General features: G+C 57.3%; 25 protein-coding genes, 1 tRNA gene and 1 pseudogene. 7 read left to right on the forward strand and 20 right to left on the reverse strand.

Going from position 1 to position 21837, the window contains the following annotated elements; translation table 11 throughout:
• The first annotated feature begins 373 nt into the window (after window positions 1-373).
• On the forward strand, window positions 374-646 hold the full coding sequence (locus ACYZTM_RS04370; RefSeq protein WP_131059624.1) for a hypothetical protein: 273 nt from the start codon (window positions 374-376) through the stop codon (window positions 644-646).
• A gap of 84 nt (window positions 647-730) precedes the next feature.
• Here the strand turns inward: ACYZTM_RS04370 and ACYZTM_RS04375 are convergent.
• From ACYZTM_RS04375 to thrS, 9 genes are all read right to left on the reverse strand, one after another.
• Window positions 731-807 (reverse strand) — tRNA-Pro (locus tag ACYZTM_RS04375).
• A gap of 89 nt (window positions 808-896) precedes the next feature.
• Complete coding sequence (locus tag ACYZTM_RS04380) at window positions 897-1253, reverse strand: MerR family transcriptional regulator (RefSeq protein WP_003179985.1); 357 nt, start codon at window positions 1251-1253, stop codon at window positions 897-899.
• The gene (gene ihfA / locus ACYZTM_RS04385; RefSeq protein WP_002553164.1) at window positions 1234-1536 is read right to left on the reverse strand and encodes an integration host factor subunit alpha; all 303 of its coding nucleotides are present in this window, start codon (window positions 1534-1536) and stop codon (window positions 1234-1236) included. Before ihfA ends, ACYZTM_RS04380 begins: the two co-directional genes overlap by 20 nt.
• A gap of 3 nt (window positions 1537-1539) precedes the next feature.
• Window positions 1540-3921: a phenylalanine--tRNA ligase subunit beta gene (gene pheT / locus ACYZTM_RS04390; protein WP_131059571.1), complete on the reverse strand. Its 2382-nt coding sequence runs from the start codon at window positions 3919-3921 to the stop codon at window positions 1540-1542.
• Window positions 3922-3947: 26 nt separating this feature from the next.
• Complete coding sequence (pheS, locus tag ACYZTM_RS04395) at window positions 3948-4964, reverse strand: phenylalanine--tRNA ligase subunit alpha (protein WP_007905876.1); 1017 nt, start codon at window positions 4962-4964, stop codon at window positions 3948-3950.
• A gap of 109 nt (window positions 4965-5073) precedes the next feature.
• On the reverse strand, window positions 5074-5430 hold the full coding sequence (gene rplT, locus ACYZTM_RS04400) for a 50S ribosomal protein L20 (protein ID WP_007905879.1): 357 nt from the start codon (window positions 5428-5430) through the stop codon (window positions 5074-5076).
• Window positions 5431-5457: 27 nt separating this feature from the next.
• On the reverse strand, window positions 5458-5652 hold the full coding sequence (gene rpmI, locus ACYZTM_RS04405) for a 50S ribosomal protein L35 (protein WP_008145659.1): 195 nt from the start codon (window positions 5650-5652) through the stop codon (window positions 5458-5460).
• A 60-nt stretch (window positions 5653-5712) separates the two neighbouring features.
• A complete protein-coding gene (gene infC, locus ACYZTM_RS04410; RefSeq protein ID WP_176469887.1) occupies window positions 5713-6264 on the reverse strand; it encodes a translation initiation factor IF-3 in 552 nt (183 codons plus the stop codon).
• The gene (thrS, locus tag ACYZTM_RS04415; RefSeq protein ID WP_131059570.1) at window positions 6264-8186 is read right to left on the reverse strand and encodes a threonine--tRNA ligase; all 1923 of its coding nucleotides are present in this window, start codon (window positions 8184-8186) and stop codon (window positions 6264-6266) included. Before thrS ends, infC begins: the two co-directional genes overlap by 1 nt.
• 373 nt (window positions 8187-8559) lie before the next feature.
• Between thrS and ACYZTM_RS04420 the strand changes: the two genes are divergently transcribed.
• Both ACYZTM_RS04420 and ACYZTM_RS04425 read left to right on the forward strand, forming a co-directional pair.
• On the forward strand, window positions 8560-8862 hold the full coding sequence (locus ACYZTM_RS04420) for a hypothetical protein (RefSeq protein WP_131059569.1): 303 nt from the start codon (window positions 8560-8562) through the stop codon (window positions 8860-8862).
• A 290-nt stretch (window positions 8863-9152) separates the two neighbouring features.
• Window positions 9153-9365, forward strand: coding sequence for a cold-shock protein (locus tag ACYZTM_RS04425; RefSeq protein ID WP_007905882.1), 213 nt, complete (start codon window positions 9153-9155; stop codon window positions 9363-9365).
• 72 nt (window positions 9366-9437) lie between these two features.
• On the opposite strand, the gene ACYZTM_RS04430 is transcribed toward ACYZTM_RS04425, so the two are convergent.
• Together ACYZTM_RS04430 and ACYZTM_RS04435 are read right to left on the reverse strand one after the other, a co-directional pair.
• Window positions 9438-9758 (reverse strand): I78 family peptidase inhibitor, encoded by a 321-nt coding sequence (locus tag ACYZTM_RS04430; RefSeq protein WP_131059568.1) that lies wholly within the window; start codon window positions 9756-9758, stop codon window positions 9438-9440.
• Between the two features lie 166 nt (window positions 9759-9924).
• Window positions 9925-10230, reverse strand: coding sequence for a hypothetical protein (locus ACYZTM_RS04435; protein WP_131059567.1), 306 nt, complete (start codon window positions 10228-10230; stop codon window positions 9925-9927).
• A gap of 133 nt (window positions 10231-10363) precedes the next feature.
• Here ACYZTM_RS04435 and ACYZTM_RS04440 point away from each other — a divergent pair, with 133 nt between their 5' ends.
• Window positions 10364-10573: a hypothetical protein gene (locus ACYZTM_RS04440; RefSeq protein WP_461987290.1), complete on the forward strand. Its 210-nt coding sequence runs from the start codon at window positions 10364-10366 to the stop codon at window positions 10571-10573.
• A 36-nt stretch (window positions 10574-10609) separates the two neighbouring features.
• Here ACYZTM_RS04440 and ACYZTM_RS04445 read toward each other — a convergent pair whose 3' ends face one another.
• The 8 genes and pseudogenes from ACYZTM_RS04445 to ACYZTM_RS04480 form a co-directional block, all read right to left on the reverse strand.
• Window positions 10610-11638, reverse strand: a complete 1029-nt coding sequence (locus ACYZTM_RS04445) for a nucleoside hydrolase (protein ID WP_461987292.1) — start codon at window positions 11636-11638, stop codon at window positions 10610-10612.
• A 44-nt stretch (window positions 11639-11682) separates the two neighbouring features.
• The gene (gene rbsD / locus ACYZTM_RS04450) at window positions 11683-12087 is read right to left on the reverse strand and encodes a D-ribose pyranase (protein WP_461987294.1); all 405 of its coding nucleotides are present in this window, start codon (window positions 12085-12087) and stop codon (window positions 11683-11685) included.
• Window positions 12084-13001: a ribokinase gene (rbsK, locus tag ACYZTM_RS04455; protein ID WP_131059563.1), complete on the reverse strand. Its 918-nt coding sequence runs from the start codon at window positions 12999-13001 to the stop codon at window positions 12084-12086. Before rbsK ends, rbsD begins: the two co-directional genes overlap by 4 nt.
• A gap of 24 nt (window positions 13002-13025) precedes the next feature.
• Window positions 13026-14045: a LacI family DNA-binding transcriptional regulator gene (locus tag ACYZTM_RS04460; RefSeq protein WP_461987297.1), complete on the reverse strand. Its 1020-nt coding sequence runs from the start codon at window positions 14043-14045 to the stop codon at window positions 13026-13028.
• Window positions 14046-14048: 3 nt separating this feature from the next.
• Window positions 14049-15026 carry an ABC transporter permease gene (locus ACYZTM_RS04465; RefSeq protein WP_010455954.1) on the reverse strand — a complete coding sequence of 326 codons (978 nt, stop codon included), beginning with the start codon at window positions 15024-15026 and terminating at the stop codon, window positions 14049-14051.
• On the reverse strand, window positions 15023-16576 hold the full coding sequence (locus tag ACYZTM_RS04470; protein ID WP_131059561.1) for a sugar ABC transporter ATP-binding protein: 1554 nt from the start codon (window positions 16574-16576) through the stop codon (window positions 15023-15025). The genes ACYZTM_RS04465 and ACYZTM_RS04470 overlap by 4 nt, the downstream gene beginning before the upstream one ends.
• 54 nt (window positions 16577-16630) lie before the next feature.
• Complete coding sequence (locus ACYZTM_RS04475) at window positions 16631-17587, reverse strand: substrate-binding domain-containing protein (RefSeq protein WP_461987299.1); 957 nt, start codon at window positions 17585-17587, stop codon at window positions 16631-16633.
• Between the two features lie 188 nt (window positions 17588-17775).
• Window positions 17776-18213: pseudogene (locus ACYZTM_RS04480) on the reverse strand (hypothetical protein).
• Window positions 18214-18557: 344 nt separating this feature from the next.
• Here ACYZTM_RS04480 and ACYZTM_RS04485 point away from each other — a divergent pair.
• From ACYZTM_RS04485 to ACYZTM_RS04495, 3 genes are all read left to right on the forward strand, one after another.
• Window positions 18558-19646, forward strand: a complete 1089-nt coding sequence (locus tag ACYZTM_RS04485; protein WP_131059559.1) for an asparaginase — start codon at window positions 18558-18560, stop codon at window positions 19644-19646.
• Between the two features lie 169 nt (window positions 19647-19815).
• The gene (locus ACYZTM_RS04490; RefSeq protein ID WP_131059558.1) at window positions 19816-20106 is read left to right on the forward strand and encodes a DUF1654 domain-containing protein; all 291 of its coding nucleotides are present in this window, start codon (window positions 19816-19818) and stop codon (window positions 20104-20106) included.
• A gap of 4 nt (window positions 20107-20110) precedes the next feature.
• Entirely contained in the window at window positions 20111-20800 is a 690-nt protein-coding gene (locus ACYZTM_RS04495) for an endonuclease (RefSeq protein ID WP_131059557.1), read from the forward strand.
• A gap of 57 nt (window positions 20801-20857) precedes the next feature.
• Here ACYZTM_RS04495 and ACYZTM_RS04500 read toward each other — a convergent pair whose 3' ends face one another.
• A complete protein-coding gene (locus tag ACYZTM_RS04500) occupies window positions 20858-21769 on the reverse strand; it encodes a siderophore-interacting protein (RefSeq protein ID WP_131059556.1) in 912 nt (303 codons plus the stop codon).
• Window positions 21770-21837: the final 68 nt, after the last annotated feature.

Below are 21837 nucleotides of genomic sequence, written 5' to 3' on the forward strand. Positions count from 1 at the left end.
GTAGAACGCCAGTTGCATGGCCAGGACGAAGAAGAAAACAGGTTCGACAGGCCAATGAAAGAAGATCGCTGCACCCCAGCAAAGCAATAAAACGAAGGCAGCGATCAAACAATGTCGCCTCGTTATTCGATTCGACACTTTCACTGTCCATGTAATGAAATTTGAGTACCGACTCATTCCGCCCTTATCCTTCCCTGGTTCGGCGTCATTGTATTAGCCGCGTAAAAGTCTTACATGCAAAAAATGATGGCACCTGTGCTCACGTAGCGAGGCTTATTGGGCTTTCTCATACTTACCGTTCGTCCTGACATCAGCACGTTCACTCTCCGTGCTCTTCCAATGCATACATTCACTCGCACAGTAGGCGCAAACGATGAACAGCAAAATTGCCGCTCTCATGCTCGCGGGGCTTCTGCCGATCTGCTCGGTTTACTCGCTCGCAGCCGAGAAGAATACGGAAGACGCTACTATTCCGCCGAGTGCTCTTCCGGGACTTAATCAGGGGGGTGAGTCAAACGCGGAAAAGGCGGACAAAAAAGGGGAGGAAGCTGCGGGTTCCAATTCTGGTGCAGAGTCGGAGGAAATGGACAAAGACGCAGCGACTTCAAGTGACTCGGGGGATGAAGTAACGAAGCCAAAGCAATAGTGGCGAGCCCTTGTGCGGGTTTTGCGCAAGCCTGGAACGAGGAAGGGGACCAAGCCACTAAGTACTTGATCCCCTTACGAAAAATGGTCGGGACGGAGTGATTCGAACACTCGACCCCTAGCACCCCATGCTAGTGCGCTACCGGACTGCGCTACGCCCCGACTAGGCGTGTAACTCGTTCCTCTCCTCGAAGAACGCTCAAGAATATATCGCAAGCTTCTGAAAACTGGAAGTATTCAAACGCAGGAAATTATTTCTTGAGAACAACCAACACATCTTCCAACTCAGCAATCATCTGCCGAATCATCTGCTTGTATTGAGTGGTGTCGTCTTTGGCTTCATCGCCGGACAAACGCAAGCGCGCGCCGCCGATTGTGAACCCTTGATCGTAAAGAAGCGCGCGGATCTGCCGGATCATCAGCACGTCTTGTCGCTGATAATACCGACGGTTTCCGCGGCGTTTGACGGGGTTGAGTTGAGGAAACTCCTGCTCCCAGTAGCGCAGCACGTGCGGTTTTACCGCACACAGCTCACTGACTTCACCAATGGTGAAGTAGCGTTTGCCTGGGATGACGGGTAGCTCGTCGTTATGACTTGGTTCCAGCATAAGCCTCAACTCGGGCCTTCAACTTCTGCCCTGGACGAAAGGTGACCACACGGCGAGCCGTGATCGGGATTTCTTCACCCGTTTTCGGATTGCGGCCAGGCCGCTGGCGTTTGTCCCGAAGGTCGAAATTGCCGAAACCGGACAATTTGACTTGTTCGTTGTCTTCAAGAGCGTGCCTGATTTCTTCAAAAAACAGTTCGACCAATTCCTTGGCCTCCCGTTTATTCAGGCCCAGCTCTTCATACAGACGTTCCGCCATCTCAGCTTTCGTCAGAGCCCCCATACGTCACTTCCTTAACGTGGCGTTCAACCTTTGTTCGAGCGAGGTGAGGATATTTTGCGTCGTGGTATTCACCTCATCGTCGTTAAGAGTGCGCGATGGATGCTGCCAGGTCAAGCCGACTGCAAGGCTTTTTCTATCAGGATCAATGCCTTTACCCTGATACACGTCAAATAGCCTGAGGTCTGTGAGCCATTCGCCTGCATTTTCACGGATTACGTCCAATACGGCACTGGCCGCAACGTCCGTGGACGCAATCAGTGCCAAGTCACGACGCACTTCAGGAAAGCGTGATAACTCCTGGAATTTAGGCATTTTTCCCAATGCCACTTCGGCCAGAACCAGCTCGAAGACGAACACCGGGCGGTCGAGACCGAGGGTTTTCGATAATTCAGGGTGGATAGCGCCGACGAAACCGACCAGGCGACCTTCACGTTCGATACGCGCGGTTTGACCCGGGTGCAACGCAGGGTGTTTGCCCGGCACGAACGTGAACGAATCCAGTGCACCTGCAAAACCCAGCACCGCTTCCACGTCGGCTTTGACGTCGAAGAAATCCACGACATCGCGACCTTGAGCCCAGCTTTCTGGCAGTCGGCTACCGCAAACAACTCCCGCCAGCATCGGCTCTTGCTTCAGGCCTTCCAGCTGACCGACAAAACGCAGGCCGCTTTCGAACAGACGAACGCGATCCTGTTGACGGTTCAGGTTGTGCTGAAGCGCCTTGACCAGACCGGGCCACAGGGACGAGCGCATGGCTGCCATGTCGTTCGAGATCGGGTTGGCCAGCAGCAGCGGCTCGACACCCGGATTAAACAACTCGAATTGTTTCGGATCGATGAAACTGTAGGTGATAGCTTCCTGATAACCACGAGCCACCAACAGGCGACGCAGCTCAGGCAGATCGCTGCGCGCTTCAGCCTTGGCTTGCGGTGCGAGGCGAGCTTGCGGGTAACGAACCGGCAGACGGTTGTAACCGTACAGACGAGCCAGTTCTTCGATCAGATCGACTTCCAGGCTGATGTCGAAGCGATGGCTTGGCACTTCTACGCGCCACTGCCCTGCCCCATCGGCAGAAATTTTCAGGTCCAAGCCACTGAGCAGACGCTCGACTTCGGCCGACTCCATTTCCATGCCCAGCATCTGAGTGATGCGTTGCGCACGCAGCGTAACCGGCGCAATCGACGGCAGATGCTGCTCACTGACGGTTTCAATGATCGGGCCAGCTTCGCCGCCAGTGATTTCCAGCAGCAGGCCAGTGGCGCGCTCCATGGCTTCACGGGCCAGCTGCCAGTCCACGCCACGCTCGTAGCGGTGCGAAGCATCGGTGTGCAGGCCATAGGAACGGGCCTTGCCAGCGACGGCGATCTGGTCGAAAAACGCACTTTCAAGGAATACGTCGCGAGTGGTCGCGGTGTTGACGCCGCTGTGCTCGCCGCCCATGACGCCGGCGATTGCCAAGGCGCGGGTGTGGTCGGCAATTACCAGCGTATCGCTACGCAGGCTGACTTCCTGACCGTCGAGCAGTACCAGCTTCTCGCCTTCTTCGGCCATGCGCACGCGAATACCGCCATTGATTTCGGCGAGATCGAACGCGTGCAGCGGCTGACCCAGTTCCAACATCACGTAGTTGGTGATGTCGACGGCAGCGTCGATGCTGCGCACGTCGCCGCGACGCAAGCGCTCGACCATCCACAGCGGCGTCGGCCTGGACAAGTCAACGTTACGGATCACACGACCCAGGTAACGCGGGCATGCGGCTGGCGCCAGCACCTCGATCGAACGCACTTCGTCGTGCACGGCTGGCACGACAGCCACCACCGGACGGGTGACTTCAACGTCATACAGTGCGCCGACTTCACGAGCCAGACCGGCCAGGGACAGGCAGTCGCCGCGGTTCGGGGTCAGGTCGACCTCGATGCTGGCGTCGTCCAGGCTCAGGTACTCACGAATGTCCAGACCGACCGGCGCATCGGCCGGCAACTCCATCAGGCCGTCGTTGCCTTCGCCGACTTGCAGCTCGGCTTGCGAGCACAGCATGCCGTTGGACTCAACGCCTCGCAGCTTGGCTTTCTTGATCTTGAAGTCGCCCGGCAGTTCGGCACCGATCATGGCGAACGGGATCTTCAGGCCCGGGCGCACGTTTGGTGCACCGCATACTACCTGGAAGGTCTCCGAGCCATTGCTGACCTGGCAAACGCGCAGCTTGTCGGCGTCCGGGTGCTGCTCGGTGCTCAGCACCTCGCCCACGACCACACCATTGAATTCACCGGCGGCCAGCGTAACGCTATCGACCTCAAGACCGGCCATCGACAGACGAGCAACCAGCTCGTCGCGACTTACCTGCGGGCTTACCCAGCCACGCAGCCATTGTTCACTGAATTTCATCCTGCTCTCCTAAGAATTCGTTACGACTAGCGAAATTGCGCGAGGAACCGCAAGTCGTTGTCGAAGAACAGACGCAAGTCGTTCACGCCGTAACGCAGCATGGCCAGACGCTCGACGCCCATGCCGAAGGCAAAGCCCGAAAACTCTTCCGGGTCGATCCCGGACATGCGCAGCACGTTCGGGTGAACCATGCCGCAGCCCATCACTTCCAGCCAGCCAGTCTGTTTGCAGACACGGCAGCCTTTACCGCTGCACATCACGCATTCCATGTCGACTTCAGCGGACGGCTCGGTGAACGGGAAATACGAAGGGCGGAAACGCACGGCCAGTTCTTTTTCGAAGAACACGCGCAGGAACTCTTCGATGGTCCCTTTGAGGTCGGCGAAATTGATGTCGCGATCGACCAGCAGGCCTTCAACCTGGTGGAACATCGGCGAGTGGGTGATATCGGAGTCGCTACGGTACACACGGCCTGGGCAGACGATGCGGATCGGTGGTTGTTTCGATTCCATGGTGCGGACCTGTACCGGCGAGGTATGGGTGCGCAGCAACATGTTGGCATTGAAATAGAAGGTGTCATGCATCGACCGGGCCGGGTGATGGCCTGGGATGTTGAGCGCTTCGAAGTTGTGGTAATCGTCTTCGACCTCAGGGCCTTCGGCAATGCCGTAGCCGATGTGGGTGAAGAATTGCTCGATACGTTCCAGAGTGCGGGTAACCGGATGCAGACCACCCGAGGTCTGACCACGGCCAGGCAGGGTCACGTCAATGGACTCGGCGGAGAGTTTGGCGGCTAGATCAGCCTCTTCAAACAACGCCTTGCGCGCATTGAGAACTTCTGTGACACGCTCCTTGGCAACGTTGATCAAAGCACCGACTTGCGGACGCTCTTCTGCCGGCAAATTCCCCAGGGTCTTCATCACCTGAGTCAATTCGCCCTTTTTGCCAAGGTAGTGAACCCGGATTTGCTCCAGGGCATTGATATCTTCAGCGCTTTGCACAGCCTCTAGTGCTTGAGAGACGAGCGCATCCAGGTTTTCCATGTACAGACTCCAGATACAAAATAGGGGAAGAGCTTGAAGGCTCTTCCCCTATTTATGACGTTTAACACCTGGCCGCACAGAGGTGAGGCCGGGTGACTGTCGGGGGTACTTAAGCCAAGGTGGCTTTAGCTTTCTCGACAATCGCAGCAAACGCCGCTTTTTCGTTCACTGCCAGATCAGCCAGAACCTTACGGTCGATCTCAATGGACGCTTTTTTCAGGCCGGCGATGAAACGGCTGTAGGACAGACCGTTGATACGTGCACCAGCGTTGATACGAGCGATCCACAGAGCGCGGAACTGACGTTTTTTCTGACGACGGTCACGGTAGGCGTATTGGCCTGCCTTGATTACCGCTTGCTTGGCAACACGGAATACGCGCGAGCGAGCGCCGTAGTAGCCTTTAGCAAGTTTCAGAATTTTTTTGTGACGTTTACGGGCAATGACGCCACGCTTTACACGAGCCATGAGTTACTTCCTCTATTCTTGACTAAATTAACGAAGGCGCAGCATGCGCTCGACTTTTGCCACGTCACACGGTGCCAGCAAGCTGCTACCGCGCAGTTGACGCTTACGCTTGGTCGACATTTTAGTCAGGATGTGGCTCTTGAAAGCGTGCTTGTGCTTGATACCGTTAGCAGTTTTCAGAAACCGCTTAGCAGCACCACTTTTAGTTTTCATTTTTGGCATGTTCGGATACTCCGCATTCAGTTGATAAACATAATCAGAAGGCCTGCCGTGCCCTATTGATTATTTCTTCTTTTTCGGGGCGATGACCATGATCAGCTGGCGTCCTTCCATCTTAGGATGCTGTTCGACCGAACCGTACTCGAGCAAGTCACCTTCAACTCGCTTGAGGAGTTCCATCCCCAGCTCCTGGTGGGCCATCTCACGGCCGCGGAATCGCAAGGATACCTTGGCCCTGTCCCCATCACTCAGGAAACGTACCAGGTTGCGCAGTTTTACCTGGTAATCCCCTTCCTCCGTCCCTGGACGAAACTTGATTTCTTTAACCTGAATCTGCTTCTGGTTTTTCTTGGCCGCGGCAACCTGCTTCTTCTTCTCGAAGATCGATTTGCCGTAGTCCATCAGTTTGCAAACAGGGGGTACTGCATCGGCGGAAATTTCCACCAGATCCAGTTTGGCCTCTTCAGCCTTAAGAAGCGCGTCTTCAATTGACACAATCCCAAGCTGTTCACCTTCAGCCCCAATTAACCGAACCTCGCGTGCCGAGATATTCTCGTTGATCGGGGCTTTCGGTGCAGCTCGTTTATCTTGTCTCATTTCACGCTTAATAGTAATTACTCCGAATCTGGGCGACCACGCCGGGAAACCGCTTGCGCGAGAAACTCAGCGAACTGGGCGACGGGCATCGAGCCCAGGTCAGCACCTTCACGAGTACGCACAGCGACAGTCTGCATCTCGACTTCCCGATCTCCGATAACCAAGAGATAAGGAACCTTGAGCAAAGTATGCTCGCGGATTTTAAAGCCGATCTTTTCATTTCTCAAGTCAGACTTGGCACGAAATCCGCTTTCATTGAGGGTTTTTTCAACCTCGGCGGCAAAATCAGCCTGTTTATCAGTGATATTCATGATCACTGCCTGGGTCGGAGCCAGCCACGCAGGGAATGCACCCTCGTAGTGCTCGATCAGGATTCCGACGAAACGTTCGAAGGAGCCAAGGATCGCCCGGTGCAACATAACCGGGTGCTTGCGACTGTTGTCTTCGGAGACGTATTCGGCTCCCAAACGGACAGGCAGGTTAAAATCGAGCTGAAGGGTACCACACTGCCAGACACGGCCAAGGCAATCTTTCAGCGAGAACTCGATCTTCGGACCGTAGAACGCACCCTCGCCCGGCTGCAGATCGTACGGCAAGCCAGCGCTATCAAGGGCTGCAGCCAGTGCAGCTTCGGCGCGATCCCACAGCTCGTCGGAACCCACGCGTTTTTCCGGACGAGTGGACAGCTTCATTTCGACGTCTTTAAAGCCGAAGTCGGCATAAACGTCCATGGTCAGCTTGATGAACGCGGCGGATTCCGCCTGCATCTGCTCTTCAGTACAGAAGATGTGGGCGTCGTCCTGAGTGAATGCGCGCACACGCATGATGCCGTGCAGCGCACCCGATGGCTCGTTACGGTGGCATGCACCGAATTCGGCCAGGCGCATCGGCAACTCGCGGTAGCTTTTCAGGCCCTGATTGAACACTTGCACGTGGCAAGGGCAATTCATTGGCTTGATCGCGTAGTCGCGGTTTTCCGACTGAGTGGTGAACATGTTGTCGGCGTAGTTGGCCCAGTGCCCGGATTTCTCCCACAGGCTGCGGTCAACGACCTGAGGCGTCTTGATCTCCAGGTAACCGTTGTCGCGCTGAACCTTGCGCATGTACTGCTCGAGCACCTGATACAAAGTCCAGCCGTTCGGGTGCCAGAACACCATGCCCGGCGACTCTTCCTGGGTGTGGAACAGGCCCAGACGCTTGCCGATCTTGCGGTGATCACGCTTTTCAGCTTCTTCGATACGCTGGATGTAAGCCGCCAGCTGCTTCTTGTCTGCCCATGCGGTGCCGTAAACGCGCTGCAATTGCTCGTTCTTGGCATCGCCACGCCAGTAGGCGCCGGACAACTTGGTCAGCTTGAAGGATTTCAGGAAGCGCGTGTTCGGCACGTGCGGACCGCGGCACATGTCGACGTATTCTTCGTGATAGTACAGACCCATGGCCTGCTCGTTCGGCATGTCCTCGACCAGGCGCAGCTTGTAGTCTTCGCCACGGGCCTTGAACACTTCGATCACTTCGGCGCGTGGAGTGACTTTCTTGATCACGTCGTAATCTTTTTCGATCAGCTGCTGCATACGCTGTTCGATCGCGGACAGGTCGTCCGGGGTGAAAGGACGCTCGAAGGCGATGTCGTAATAGAAGCCTTCGTCGATGACCGGACCGATGACCATCTTGGCCGTCGGGTACAGCTGCTTGACCGCGTGGCCAACCAGGTGGGCGCAAGAGTGGCGAATGATCTCCAGCCCCTCTTCATCCTTTGGCGTAATGATTTGCAGCGTGGAATCGCTGTCGATGATGTCGCTGGCGTCGACCAGCTTGCCATTGACCTTGCCGGCCACGGTGGCCTTGGCCAGACCTGCACCAATGGATGCGGCGACCTCGGCTACGGAAACCGGGTGATCGAATGAACGTTGACTGCCGTCGGGAAGAGTAATAGTTGGCATGGCGCCTCCTCTCCTAGTGGTGACCCCTACCAAAGGTCACGTGGGTTGGGATGAGCCAGTACAAGATCCGATCCAGGCCATTCAATGACGAACGCCTGCCTTACAGCGGCAGGAGCCTTGCGGCCAACCGGAAAACCGAACCAGAGTGACTGGGATTCAAATCAGGGTTATTCGCGCTATTGCCGCCACCGGGACTGAAGGTCATCCGGAGCCTGCAAACGCCCGAGCGAGGCATGCTAGCACAGATGAACGGTCGTCGATGCAACGAGGCTTTGTGCTGGGGCAAATCATGCAATTTATGCCAGAGTGCTGAACTTGAACCCCACTTTACCCCTCAGATAACAAGACATTGACCCACAAGGAGCATCCCAGCATGCGTCTGAATCGTTTGTTCGCAGTCGTCGCCCCCATCGTTCTGCTGCTGCCACTGGCCGCCCACGCCGATTGGCCAAAGGGCGAGCGCGATAAATACATGGCTCAATGCACACAAGCAGCGACCCCGCAAATCGGTGCTGCTGCAGCGAAGGCTCACTGCGCTTGCGGTGCCGATGCGATCAAATCGTATCCGGCCGGCGATATCCAGGCATTGATGGACAACAAGGCCAGCCCGGAATTGCAACAGAAAGCACTGGGTCAGATAGCCAAATGCAAGGCCAATACGCCGGTTAAAAAGTGACGAAACAGTCCTTTTGCCTCGGCCCAAAGCCGATAAAAAATGATGCATTTGAGCCTTTTCGTACAATTTATGCAGGTTTTACAGGTTTTTTTATCGTCTTTACCTTCGGCTGAAAGCCTTATAAAACGGGGCTTTCAGCTACATCAAGCAGCAAACGGAACGCGTCTGTAGGGCAAACAGCACGTCCGGGGGGCTCCCAAAGCGAACATTTCGACTATGATACCCCGGTGTGCCCAGTTGGCCTGAGCAGCACAGCACTACTGAAAATATATGTTTCTTGGAGATACACCATGTCTAATCGCCAAACCGGCACCGTTAAATGGTTCAACGATGAAAAAGGCTTCGGCTTCATCACTCCTCAAGGTGGCGGTGACGACCTGTTCGTACACTTCAAAGCTATCGAAAGCGACGGTTTCAAAAGCCTGAAAGAAGGCCAAACCGTTTCCTTCGTGGCTGAGAAAGGCCAAAAGGGTATGCAAGCTGCACAAGTCCGCGCTGAGTAATTTTCAGCCGCACTAAAAAAACCCCGTCCATGTGACGGGGTTTTTTATGGGTGAAGCAAAAGCCTGAAGCGATCAGCCGCAGTTGACGCGGATCACCACCTGGCTGGCATCGGTATTCAGGTTCAGGCGATCGGAGCGGTATTCCAGCGTCACCATATCGTTAGGCGACAGGAACCGAGCGTTCTGGGCACCTGCGCGGGTACGCGCCTGCTCCAGCAGTGCGGGCGAAGCCGCTTTGCCGATGGCGAATTCGGCCGCCTTAGCCTCACAACGGCTGTGGCCAGTGTCAGTCGTCGTAACAGGGTCTGTCGTCGATTCCGACATCGTACTGCTGCAACCCGCCAGCAGCGTGACAGCGAACAAAGTACCCAATGACGCGAACTTCCAAGGCATGAAGCCTCCTTTTTTCAATAGTTAAGCTGAGATTTTGCGACCGCCAATCCGGCATTTGGTTTCGAGGTGAGTGCCATCACCCTGCCCTAAATCCGCACGAGCCGCGAGTTTGCCTGAGCATCGTCCTGCGGTTCATCACTCAATCGTGACTGAATATGAACAGTCTTCAATAGACGTCGATGTAATCATAGGGCGGGTTCGGCCAGTTTTCTTTCAGCGCATTGAAAATCTGCATGACCCAGACTTCGTCGCTGGCCGCGACCAATCCTACATATCCGGAACCCTTGGCCCACGTCTCCAGACGAAACAGTAAGCCGCTGATATCGGTGCCGCCCACAACGCCTGATGAAATGTAGGCGATGCCGCCCTTGGTCACCCGCAACTGCGTGTGCTCATCATCACTGGCGGAAGCCAGCAACTGGCGCACCGCCTCAAGGGTCAAGCCGTCGGGCGTGTTCAAATCGATCTGCACAGCGCGGTCCTTGAAAAGTTCGTCAAAAACCAAGTGTCGCATAGCCCTCTTCTCATGCCTAAGTCGGAGTGCCAAACGCCGCGCAAAATGGTTAACTCGGCACTCAGACTTTTCCGACTACACGAGCGCCATCATGACCACCGTAAGCATCGACGCCAACATCACCGTCAAGTGGCCGCAGGGCCACAGCTCTTACAGCCCGGGCAGCCCGGAAGAGTTGGCAATCATTGGTATCGATCTGTTGGTAAAGGCACTGGGCACTGACGCAGCCCATTCATTCATCAAGCAGGTATTCGAGAGGTATCCCGCCGAGCTGAAAGGCACAGTAGAAACCGAGAAATAGTAAAAACCCGCAGGCTAGCACCTGCGGGCATGCGGCTTACTTCAGACGAGCCAGACGCTGGGTCAGCAGGTCGAAGAAACCCTGGGCATCGCCGCTCTCAACCCAGAACGCATTCTTCGGCGCTTTCAGGCCGTCATACCAGTCGACAATGGTTTGACCGAAGGTCGGGCCTTCGCGGCTATCAACGACCACGTTGACCGAACGACCGGTGAACAATTCAGGCTTGAGCAGGTAAGCGATGACAGTTGCGTCATGCACCGGACCACCGGGAATACCGTAGTGCTCCATGTCGCCCTTGACGTACTCATTGAGAATATCGCCCACCAGTTTGCTGGCATTGTTGTTGATCGCTGCGATCTGCTTCAGGCGCGCGTCACTGGTGAGAATCTTGTGGGTCACGTCCAGCGGCAGATAAGTCAGCTTCACGCCACTTTTGAGCACCACTTCCGCAGCCTGCGGGTCGGCGAACAGGTTGAACTCGGCCACCGGGGTAATGTTGCCGCCGTTGAAGTGTGCGCCCCCCATGATCACCACTTCCTTGATGCCCTGAACGATTTCAGGTTCCTGGATCAGCGCCAAGGCCAGGTTGGTCTGTGGACCCAGCATGGCGATGGTGATGCTGTGGGGTTTGGCGGCCTTCAAGGTATCGATCAGATAATTGACCGCGTTGCCTTCGGCCAGGCCCTTCTTCGGCTCGTGCACGGCGACGCCCGACAGACCTTCCTTGCCATGGATGTTTTCCGCATAGATTGGCGTGCGCATCAACGGCTTCGGTGCGCCCGCGTAAACCGGCACCTCCTCGCGCCCCGCCCACTCACGGGCCAGTCGTGCATTTCGCGAAGTCTTGTCCAGACGCACGTTGCCAGCGACGGTGGTCAGCGCACGAATATTCAGTTCTTCAGGCGACGCCAACGCAAACAGCAAGGCGACTACGTCGTCGGCACCGGGATCGGTGTCGATGATCAAATCGATCTTTTCCGCCGCCTGGGCGCTCGTTGCAGTAATCAGGGACAAAAGCAGCAGACTCCGGAGCAGGTGGTGCAGTTTCTGAGCATAGCGGTGCATATCGCACTCCTTGTGCGTGGGGAAACAAATGTGTGTACAGCGCGTTAGAACGTCACCCCCGATACCAGCACGATGTTGCAGTACGGCGCACATTCGCCTGTACGAACAATCGCTCGCGCCTGTTGGCTGAGGACTTTGAACTGCTCATGACTGAGCAGCTCACGCTGGCCCAGTGCGCCTTTGGCATTCAGCTCATCCAGCGAGCTCAAGGCGGGTGGTTGTTTGTCCAGAATTTCCTGCGCCAGCACATGGCGCTCAACCTGCATTTCGCTGAGAACGACCTTCAAAGTGCTGACGAAATCCGGAATACCCTGGGTCAGGGCCAGGTCGATCAGTTCGACGCCCGGCGGTACCGGCAGGCCGGCATCGCCGATCACGACCATATCGCCGTGGCCAAGGGACGCGATCAGCCGAGACAGCGCGACGTTGAGCAATGGTGTCTTTTTCATGGTGCTTTGAACGCCTGGACATCGGACAAGGTGGGAATCGAGGGTTGCGCGCCGGCACGGGTGACCGAAAGCGCCGCGGCGACCTGGCCGAAACGGATCGCTTCGGCTTCAGTCTTGCCGGACGCCAGCGCGGCGGCGAACCCACCGACGAAGGTGTCGCCTGCCGCCGTGGTATCGACAGCCTTCACCTTCGGCGCCGGGAAATGTTCGAAGCCGGCGCCGTTGGCGAACATCGATCCTTGAGCGCCAAGGGTGATGATGACCTTACCGGCGCCCAGAGCGATCAGGCGGGTCGCGGCGGTTTCGGCGGTTTCAAGGGAGTCCACCGGCAAGCCACTCAGGGCCGAGGCTTCGCTTTCATTGGGAATCAGATAATCGATGGACGTATACCAATCCGCCGGTAGTGGGCGACTGGCCGGGGCCGGGTTGAGGATCACGATTTTGCCCAGCTCGCGGCCGCGTTTGAGGGCATGACCCACCGTGGCATCCGGCACTTCCAGCTGACAAATGATCACGTCCGCCGTCTGCAATACCGAATCGAACTGGTCGATGACTTGTGGCGTCAGCGCACCATTGGCACCGGCGACGATCACGATTGCGTTCTGACTGTTGTCATCGACCACAATCAAGGCCACGCCGCTGGAGCCTTCTACCGTGCTGACTGCCTGGCAGTCGATCTGCTCGGCCAAAAGCGCCCCGCGCAGTTCTTCCCCATAAGCATCGCTGCCGACACAACCGACCATCGACACCTGTGCCCCAAGCCGCGCCGCGGCGACTGCCTGGTTCGCGCCCTTGCCGCCGGAAACCGTGGCAAACGACTTGCCGATCAGCGTCTCACCGCCACGGGGCAACCGTGGAGCCCGGGTCACCAGGTCCATGTTCAGGCTGCCTATCACCACTACTTTTGCTGGCATACATCACTACTCGTCAATTCGGTTTCAGCGGTATTCGTCGAACACACCGGCGAGCGGTGCAGTCGATTCTCGCAGGACAATACTGGGCGTCACGATCCGTTGATCGGTGGCCATATCGGGTGATGCGATGCGTCGTAACAGAACCTCGGCCGCCATCTCACCGAGCCGCAGGATCGACTGGCCCACGGTAGTCAGCGCCGGGTAGACATAACGGCTCATCTGGATATCGTCGAAGCCGATCACCGACAGTTCGGTCGGTACACGAACATTGCGCTCGGCAGCCGCTCGCAACACACCGATGCCGATCATGTCGTTGCCGGCGAAGATCGCGCTGGGCGGGTTCTTTTCCAACAGAATCGCGGCAGCGTTGTAACCGCCAGTGCTGGTGAAGTCACTTTCCAGCATGCGCTCCGAATGCACTTCGACGCCCGCCTCCTGCAAGGCACGGCAATAACCGGCCAGACGCATCTGCGCCACGCTTGTACCCGCCGGGCCACTAATGGTGGCGATGTCCCGATGGCCCAGTTCCAGCAGATGCCGGGTGGCCAGATAGGCGCCGTATTCGTGGTCGATACGCACCAGGTCGGCATTCACACCTTCCAGCCCGCGGTCGACGATGACCATCGGCGTGCGCACGCCAGCGAGACCTTCCGCCAGCCCCGCGTCACCGCCGGCCGAGGCCACGATCAACCCGTCGACACGCTTTTCCAGCAGCACGCGCAGGTAACTGCGCTGTTTGTCCGGGTTGTCGTCGGAATTGCAGAGGATCACGCAATAGCCGTTACGCTCGCAGTAATCCTCGATGCCACGGGCCAGTTCGGCGAAGTACGGGTTGAGGCTGTTAGGCACCAGCAAACCGATGGTCGCCGTGGTCTTGGCTTTCAATGAGCGGGCCACGGCACTCGGCACGTAATCCAGAGTTTTGATCGCCGCCTCGACTTTGATCCGCACCTCTTCGCTGACCGGCCGGGTCTTGTTCACCACGTGGGAAACCGTGGTGTAGGAAATCCCCGCGAGTGCCGCTACATCCTTGATCGTTGCCATGACTCAGGTCCGCCGGCTTGCGCGCTGACTGCGATAAGTATCCAGCACCACCGCCACCACGATCACTGCGCCGGTGATGATGCGTTTGGTGGGCTCGGTCGCGCCGATCTGCGCCAGGCCTGCCGCCAGTACGGAAATGATCAGAACCCCAAAGAACGTGCTGATCACCGAACCACGGCCGCCCATCAGACTGGTGCCGCCGATTACCACGGCGGCGATCACTTGCAGCTCCAGTCCGGAGCCTGCATTCGGGTCCGCCGCTTCCAGACGGGAAATCTGGAATAGCGCAGCAATACCGGCCAGCAGCCCCATCAGACTGAATACCAGGATCTTGTAGGGTTTTGGATTGATCCCTGCCAGACGCACCGCTTCTTCGTTGGTGCCGATGCCGATCAGGTAGCGACCGAACACGGTACGGGTCAACACCGCCTGAGCGATGATGATGATCAGCAAGGCAATGATGAACGACGGCGAGATGCCAAAGGCAATCGGGTTAGACAGCCAGGCGAAGGCATCACCGATATAAGCAGTGCGCGAACCGGTCATCTGATACGCCACGCCACGGGCCATTTCCAGCACGCCGAGGGACACGATGAACGACGGAATGCGCCACGCCACGGTGATTGATCCGGTGATGGTTCCGGCCAAAGCCGCAATCGCCATCCCGAGCAGCGCGGCAGGCAGGACACTCCAGCCCCAGCCAAGAATCGCCACACTGACGGCCGACGCCGCAAGCGCCAATACCGAGCCGACCGACAGGTCGATGCCACCGATGATCAGCACGAACGTCATGCCGACAGCCAGCACCATCAAATCGGGAATCTGGTTGGCCAGGGTGCTGAACGTGTCGTAAGACAGGAAATGGCTGCTCAATACCGAGAACAGCGCAACCATCGCCAGCAAGGCACCGGCCAGGCCCAGATAGGTGCCCAGACCGTAGAAATTGCCACTACGTTTGCCGGCGGAAGATGCAGTTTTCATGAAAGGTCCCTAGGCGCTGCTTCGTTGAGCAACGCATCACGTTTTTGGTAGCCGGCAAACGCGGCGGCAAGCAAATCATCCTGGGTCCAGCTGTCGCGCTCGAAGGTGTCGATCAGGCGCCCCGCCGACAAAACGCCGATCCGGTCGCAGATCAGCATCAGCTCACGCAGGTCGCTGGACACCACCACCAGCGCCTTGCCCTGTCGGGTCAGCTCACCGAGCAGTGCATAAATGTCGAACTTGGCGCCCACATCGATGCCACGGGTCGGTTCATCGAACAGCATTACAGAGCAGTCGCGCTCGAGCCAACGGCCGATCACGACCTTCTGCTGGTTGCCCCCCGACAGCTCGGAGACCAACTGCGTCGGGCTCGAACTGCGGATGCGCATGGCGTCGATCTGACGTTGGGCCAGGGACATTTCGTCAGCGTTGTTGACGATGCCGCCACTGGAAATCACCGGCATGTTGCCCAGCGCGATGTTGGCGCTGATCGATTGGGTCAGCAGCAGGCCTTCGCCTTTGCGGTCCTCGGTGATCAGGGCGATGCCGTGACCGACCGCATCAGCCGGCGAGCGAATACTCACTATTTGAGCGGGTGAACCCAACGCGACGGTGCCGCTGTCCGCTGTGTCGGCACCGAAGATCAGACGCAGCAACTCGGTACGCCCTGCCCCGATCAATCCGGAAATCCCGTAGATCTCGCCGGCGCGTACTTCGAATGACACGTCGCGAACTTTATCCGAGCGGGTCAGCCCTTTGACCGTCAAGGCTGGTGCGCCAATGTTGCGCGGCCCCAGGTCCATGTGTTCGCCGAGTTCACGGCCAACCATCAGGGTGACCAATTGCTCGCTGTTGTAATTGGCCATCGGCTCGACGCAGACCAGGTTGCCGTCGCGCAACACCGCAATGCGCTGGGCCACTCGCGCCAGTTCTTCGAGGCGATGGGAGATATAGATGATCGACACGCCGCGAGCCTGCAAGCGGGTGATCTGTTCGAACAGCATCTCGACTTCACGAGCGGTCAGCATCGCGGTCGGTTCGTCGAGGATCAGCACATGGCAATCGCCGATCAGGTTGCGCGCGATCTCGACCATTTGTTGGTGACCGATGCCGAGTTCGCCGACCAGGGTGTCCGGGTCTATTGCGTCGAGCCCGACCTGGGCCATGGCCTCGATCGCGGCTTTGCGCAGTTGCTTGCGGCTGATCCAGCCGCCATTGCTGGGCAAGTTGTCGAGAAACAGGTTTTCCGCCACCGACAGGGTCGGCAACAGATTGAGTTCTTGCATGACCATGCGGATGCCCAGGTCTTCGGCCTGGGTGCGGCTGCCGGGGCGGTAATCCTGCCCCTGGAATTGCATCTGGCCGGTGGTCGGCGTTACCAGCCCACCAATGATTTTCGACAGCGTGCTTTTGCCGGCGCCATTCTCGCCGGTCAGCGCCAGCACCTCGCCGCGCATCAGCGTCAGGTCAATACCGGTCAGGACGGGTTGGGCGTAGGTCTTGCCGATGCCGCTGACCGAGAGGACAGCGTTCGGGGCGGAAACTGACATAAACTCTCCATGTACTCGCCCGGACGGGCGAGCACCGTTGTGTCGCCAGAAGGATTACTTGGTGACGAGCTCTACCGGAGTTTCGATCACGCCGTTGGTGCCGCTGTCGACCTTCTCGCCCTTGATGATTTTCAGCGCAGTCTCGATACCGAACACGGCTTGCTTCGCGGCAAACTGGTCAGCGGTCGCCAGGACCCGGCCGTCTTTCAACATTGGTTTGATGGCGTTGATGTTGTCGTAACCGACCACTTGCACCTTGCCCGCCTTGCCTGCCGCACGCACGGCAGACACTGCACCGACGGCCATGCTGTCGTTACCGGCCAGCAGGGCTTTGACTTCTGGGTATTCGCTGAGAATCGAGGCGGCAACCTTGTTGCCCTTGTCGATCTCCCAGTCACCGGACTGCAACGAGACGACCTTGATCTGCGCCGCTTCCATCGCGTCTTTGAAGCCTGCGGTGCGGGCCTGGGCGTTGGTGGTGGTGGACACGCCTTCAATGATGCCGACTTCGTCACCGGCCTTCAGCTGCTTGGCCAGGTATTCGCCGACCAGACGCGCACCTTTGCGGTTATCCGGGCCTACGAACGGGACGGTGATGTTCTTGCTTTTGACCACGGCCGGGTCGAGTTGGTTATCGATGTTGATCACGGTGATGCCGGCATCGATGGCTTTCTTGATCACCGGAACCATGGCCTTGGAGTCCGCCGGCGCAATGACCAGCGCATTGACCTTGGCCAGAATCATTTGCTCGACGATGCGCGTCTGGCCAGCGGTATCCGTTTCGTCCTTGATGCCGTTGGAGATCAGTTCAAAATCGCCGGAATGGTCTTTCTGATACGCCTTGGCGCCGTCTTCCATGGTCAGGAAGAACTCGTTGGCCAGGGATTTCATGACCAGCGCGACTTTGGGTTTTTCAGGGGTCTCGGCGAATGCCGAAGAGACAGGCAGCGCGGCGGATGCGGCGGCCAGCATAGCGACAGCAAGAAGACGTCCAGCGAATGGCAGCTTCATGGGTTCACTCCGATCTTATGATTATTGTGAGCAACGCTTGCGCTGGCGTAGGCTTCATTGCGTCCGTCAATGGTTCGAGTCATCGCGAACAGCGCGCAAACGTTTGCGTAGACCGAACTATGCGAACCCTGCTGAGATTTGTCAACGACCTGTTTTGCGTCTCTGTTGGCAAATACCAACCCTTCACATTACGCCGTCGTGCTGATCAGCGTGCCGGTGCTGGAGTCTTTGGCCAGTTCTTTCACCAGATTGCCGGAGACTTGCGCCAGCGCGCCATTGATATCGGCGATCTGCCCCTGGATCGACATGACGGCGGTGGCTTTGGCTTCCTCGGTTGGATAGGACGTTGCCTGAGCGGCCGCCAATTGCTGCTGTTGTTCGCGCATCTGCTATTGCAGTTCCTGCATGCGCTTGAGCAGTACTTGCACCGCGATACTTTGACTGCTTTTGCTCTCGGATTTGCTTTCGCCCTGAGCAGCACCACCGGTCCTGACCTGATTTTCTTCTTTTCCAGTCAGTTGCGTGGACGTCTCTTCCGTCGCTTCGCTCTAGGCATTGATCGTCGACGGAGTCTTGCCACCGATGGTGATTGCGCCTGCATTTGGAAAACCGACAGAAAAAGACATGTGAACTCCCGAAAAAAATCCTTGAAGGGGTATCGACCTGTGCGCGGGTTTCTTTAGCACTGATTTTCTTTCTGGCAAGGCGATGTGTTCACCAGAGGTCGTAGGCCTTTTCGGAGAGCCGAACACGAATCCTCAACTTATTCGGAAACCCGGACACGAGGCTGTTCAACACCGGTAATCCAATGGATAAATATTGATATAAATCATCATGTTAAAAGTTTTTCTCATTCAACGTATGGCTGGTACAGATCCTGCTCTTCACCTATAGCCCAAGCGTTCAGATCTGCCTGGGGCGTATCTAGATGAACTTGCATCAGCACCGTCTCACTACTAGAGAGAAAATAATGAAATCTGCCCTCAACACCTTTATTCCGGGCGCTTTGGCCCTCCTGCTGCTCCTGCCTACTGCCCTTCAGGCAAAAGAAGTCGAAACCCAACAGAAACTGGCCAACGTGGTGATCCTTGCCACCGGCGGCACCATTGCCGGCGCCGGCGCGAGCGCCGCTAACAGCGCGACCTACCAGGCGGCGAAAGTCGGTATCGAGCAACTGATCGCCGGGGTTCCGGAACTCAGCCAATTGGCCAATGTTCGCGGCGAACAGGTCATGCAGATCGCTTCGGAAAGCATCACCAACGACAACCTGCTGCAACTGGGTCGTCGCGTGGCCGAACTGGCAGACAGCAAAGACGTTGATGGCATCGTGATCACCCACGGCACCGACACCCTGGAAGAAACCGCCTACTTCCTGAACCTGGTGGAAAAAACCGACAAGCCAATCATCGTCGTCGGCTCTATGCGCCCGGGCACCGCGATGTCGGCTGACGGCATGCTCAACCTGTACAACGCCGTTGCCGTCGCCAGCAGCAAAGAAGCCCGCGGCAAAGGTGTGCTGGTGACCATGAATGATGAGATCCAGTCGGGTCGCGACGTCAGCAAAATGATCAACATCAAAACCGAGGCGTTTAAAAGTGCCTGGGGCCCGCTCGGCATGGTGGTTGAAGGCAAATCCTACTGGTTCCGTCTGCCGGCCAAGCGTCACACCATGGACTCGGAATTCGACATCAAAACTATCAAGAGCCTGCCTGACGTCGAAATCGCCTATTCCTACGGCAACGTCAGCGACACAGCCTACAAGGCACTGGCTCAGTCCGGCGCCAAAGCGATCATCCATGCCGGCACCGGCAACGGTTCGGTCTCTTCGCGTGTGGTTCCTGCCCTGCAAGCCCTGCGCAAGGACGGCGTGCAAATCATTCGTTCGTCCCACGTCAATGCCGGCGGTTTCGTCCTGCGTAACGCCGAACAGCCTGACGACAAGTACGACTGGGTCGTGGCGCATGACCTGAACCCGCAAAAAGCCCGCATCCTGGCCATGGTCGCGTTGACCAAGACCAACGACAGCAAAGAGCTGCAGCGGATGTTCTGGGAATACTGATTCACCCTCGCCCGACCGATTCCGGCCGGGCACTGCAATCACCACTCGCCAGCCTTGGCGAGTGGTTTACGCCCCTTCCGATATTCCGATAAAAATTTTCCCTTCTTCCTACACCAAACGGAAAAAACTGCTGTCAGAGGATTTTCTTGAATTTTAAGCAGTTGCGAAAATGCCTACAGTTAAATACTGTATGCACGTACAGCTTAATAAGGATAATTCCGTGGCCACCACCTCTGCCTCTCCTGACGCCTACGAACGCATGGGTATTCGCGTTCAGAAAATCATCAATTCGCCCACTGCTCAGAAAGCCAAAGCCGCACTTATCTTCCGTCTACCGGACGAACCTGTGGATGAGTGGGAGCAATTGCTCGAAGAAATCGATGAGAACGACAACGTCACGCTCGCCTATCGCGACGATGGCGGTGTGCAGATTTTCTGGGTTGTGCCGAAGGAAGATTGAGTCAATGAGTGTCCGCTGGTTTGCTTTGCTGTTTCTGTTCATCACCCTCGGCGCCCAGGCTGGCGCCCCACGCACCTTCAGCGAAGCCAAGAAAGTCGCCTGGAAGTTGTACGCGCCGCAATCCACCGAGTTCTATTGCGGCTGCAAATACACCGGCAATAAGGTCAACCTCGCAGCGTGTGGGTATGTGCCGCGCAAGAATGCCAAGCGCGCCGCCCGCATTGAGTGGGAGCACATCGTTCCGGCCTGGCAGATCGGCCATCAGCGCCAGTGCTGGCAAGAGGGCGGACGCAAGAACTGCACGCGGTACGATCCTATCTATCAAAAGGCCGAGGCTGATCTGCACAACCTGGTGCCGAGCATCGGTGAGGTGAACGGTGATCGCAGCAACTTCAGTTTTGGTTGGCTGCCAGTGCAATCGGGTCAATATGGCTCGTGCCTGACCCAAGTCGACTTCAAGGCGAAGAAGGTCATGCCCCGCCCTTCCATTCGCGGCATGATCGCCCGGACGTATTTCTACATGAGCAAACAGTATGGTTTGCGCCTGTCGAAACAGGATCGCCAACTGTACGACGCGTGGAACAAGACCTATCCGGTTGAAGCCTGGGAACGTCAGCGCAACCAGAGCGTGGCGTGCGTGATGGGTCGCGGCAACGAGTTTGTCGGGCCCGTGGACATGAAAGCCTGCGGCTGATCGACCGCTGAAAAACAAAAAGGCCTCGGAGGTAATACCCGAGGCCTTTGTTCGTTTCTATCCGCCGCTTTTGTTGAAGCGCCAGTAGCCCATCAGATTGAGTGACTCCCGAGCGATGCCGCGCTCCTTGATCAAATACTTGCGCAGGTTCATCACGGCCACCGTTTCTCCGGCGATCCAGCCGTAGAAACCGTCACCGGTCGAGTCGGACGTTTCCCAGAGAATCTCTTCGTCAACATCGACTTCCGCCAGTTCCACCGTTTCGTGAGCCAGCGAAGCAGTGACCGGCAGCTCCGTCTGACGGACCGCTTCAACCATCAGCGCGCCTGCTGCCTTATCGCTGGAATGATCCCGGACCAGCCACCGCACCGACAGACCCGGCCACTCAGGCACCGGCAATGCGTCTTCTGCACTGTCCACCTCGAAAAATGCCTGGGTGGTCGGCGGCTCGGCCAAGGCAGCCATCTCATCCAGAATGCCGAGAGCGGCGGGCAATGCAGTGGCATCGGCTACCAGCAACAGATGCTTGAGCGTATGAGGCGGCTTCCACTCGAAACCTCCCGTGTCTTGCGCTGAAAACTGGCGATCAGGTGCAACAATCTGGATAGGCTCGCCCGTCACCGCACGCATCGCCCAGCGGGAGGCCGGACCGGTTTCACCGTGCAAAACGAAATCGATGTCCACTTCGCCTTGCTCGGCCCGCAAGTGTCGAATGGTGTAAGTGCGCATCGCCGGACGCTGAGCCACCGGCATTGATCGGTAGCGCGCATACCAATTCTGGTCATGAGCCAGCCTGGCAGGCGTCCCATCCTCGGCCGGGAAGAACAGTTTTACCCGCTGATCCGGCGCCCAAGTGGCCATTTCGGTGACCATCGGACCGGCCAGGGTCACGCGCATCATATGAGGACTGAGGTTTGTTTTGTGCGCAAGAACCGCGTCGAAGATTTTGTAAGGGGTGGCGGAGGCCATGGAGAGCTCCTTCTGGGAATCGACAGTGACTACGTTTAGAGACGAGTCAATGTGGATCCCCTTTAAGG

The organism is Pseudomonas sp. MDT2-39-1, from assembly GCF_054898085.1.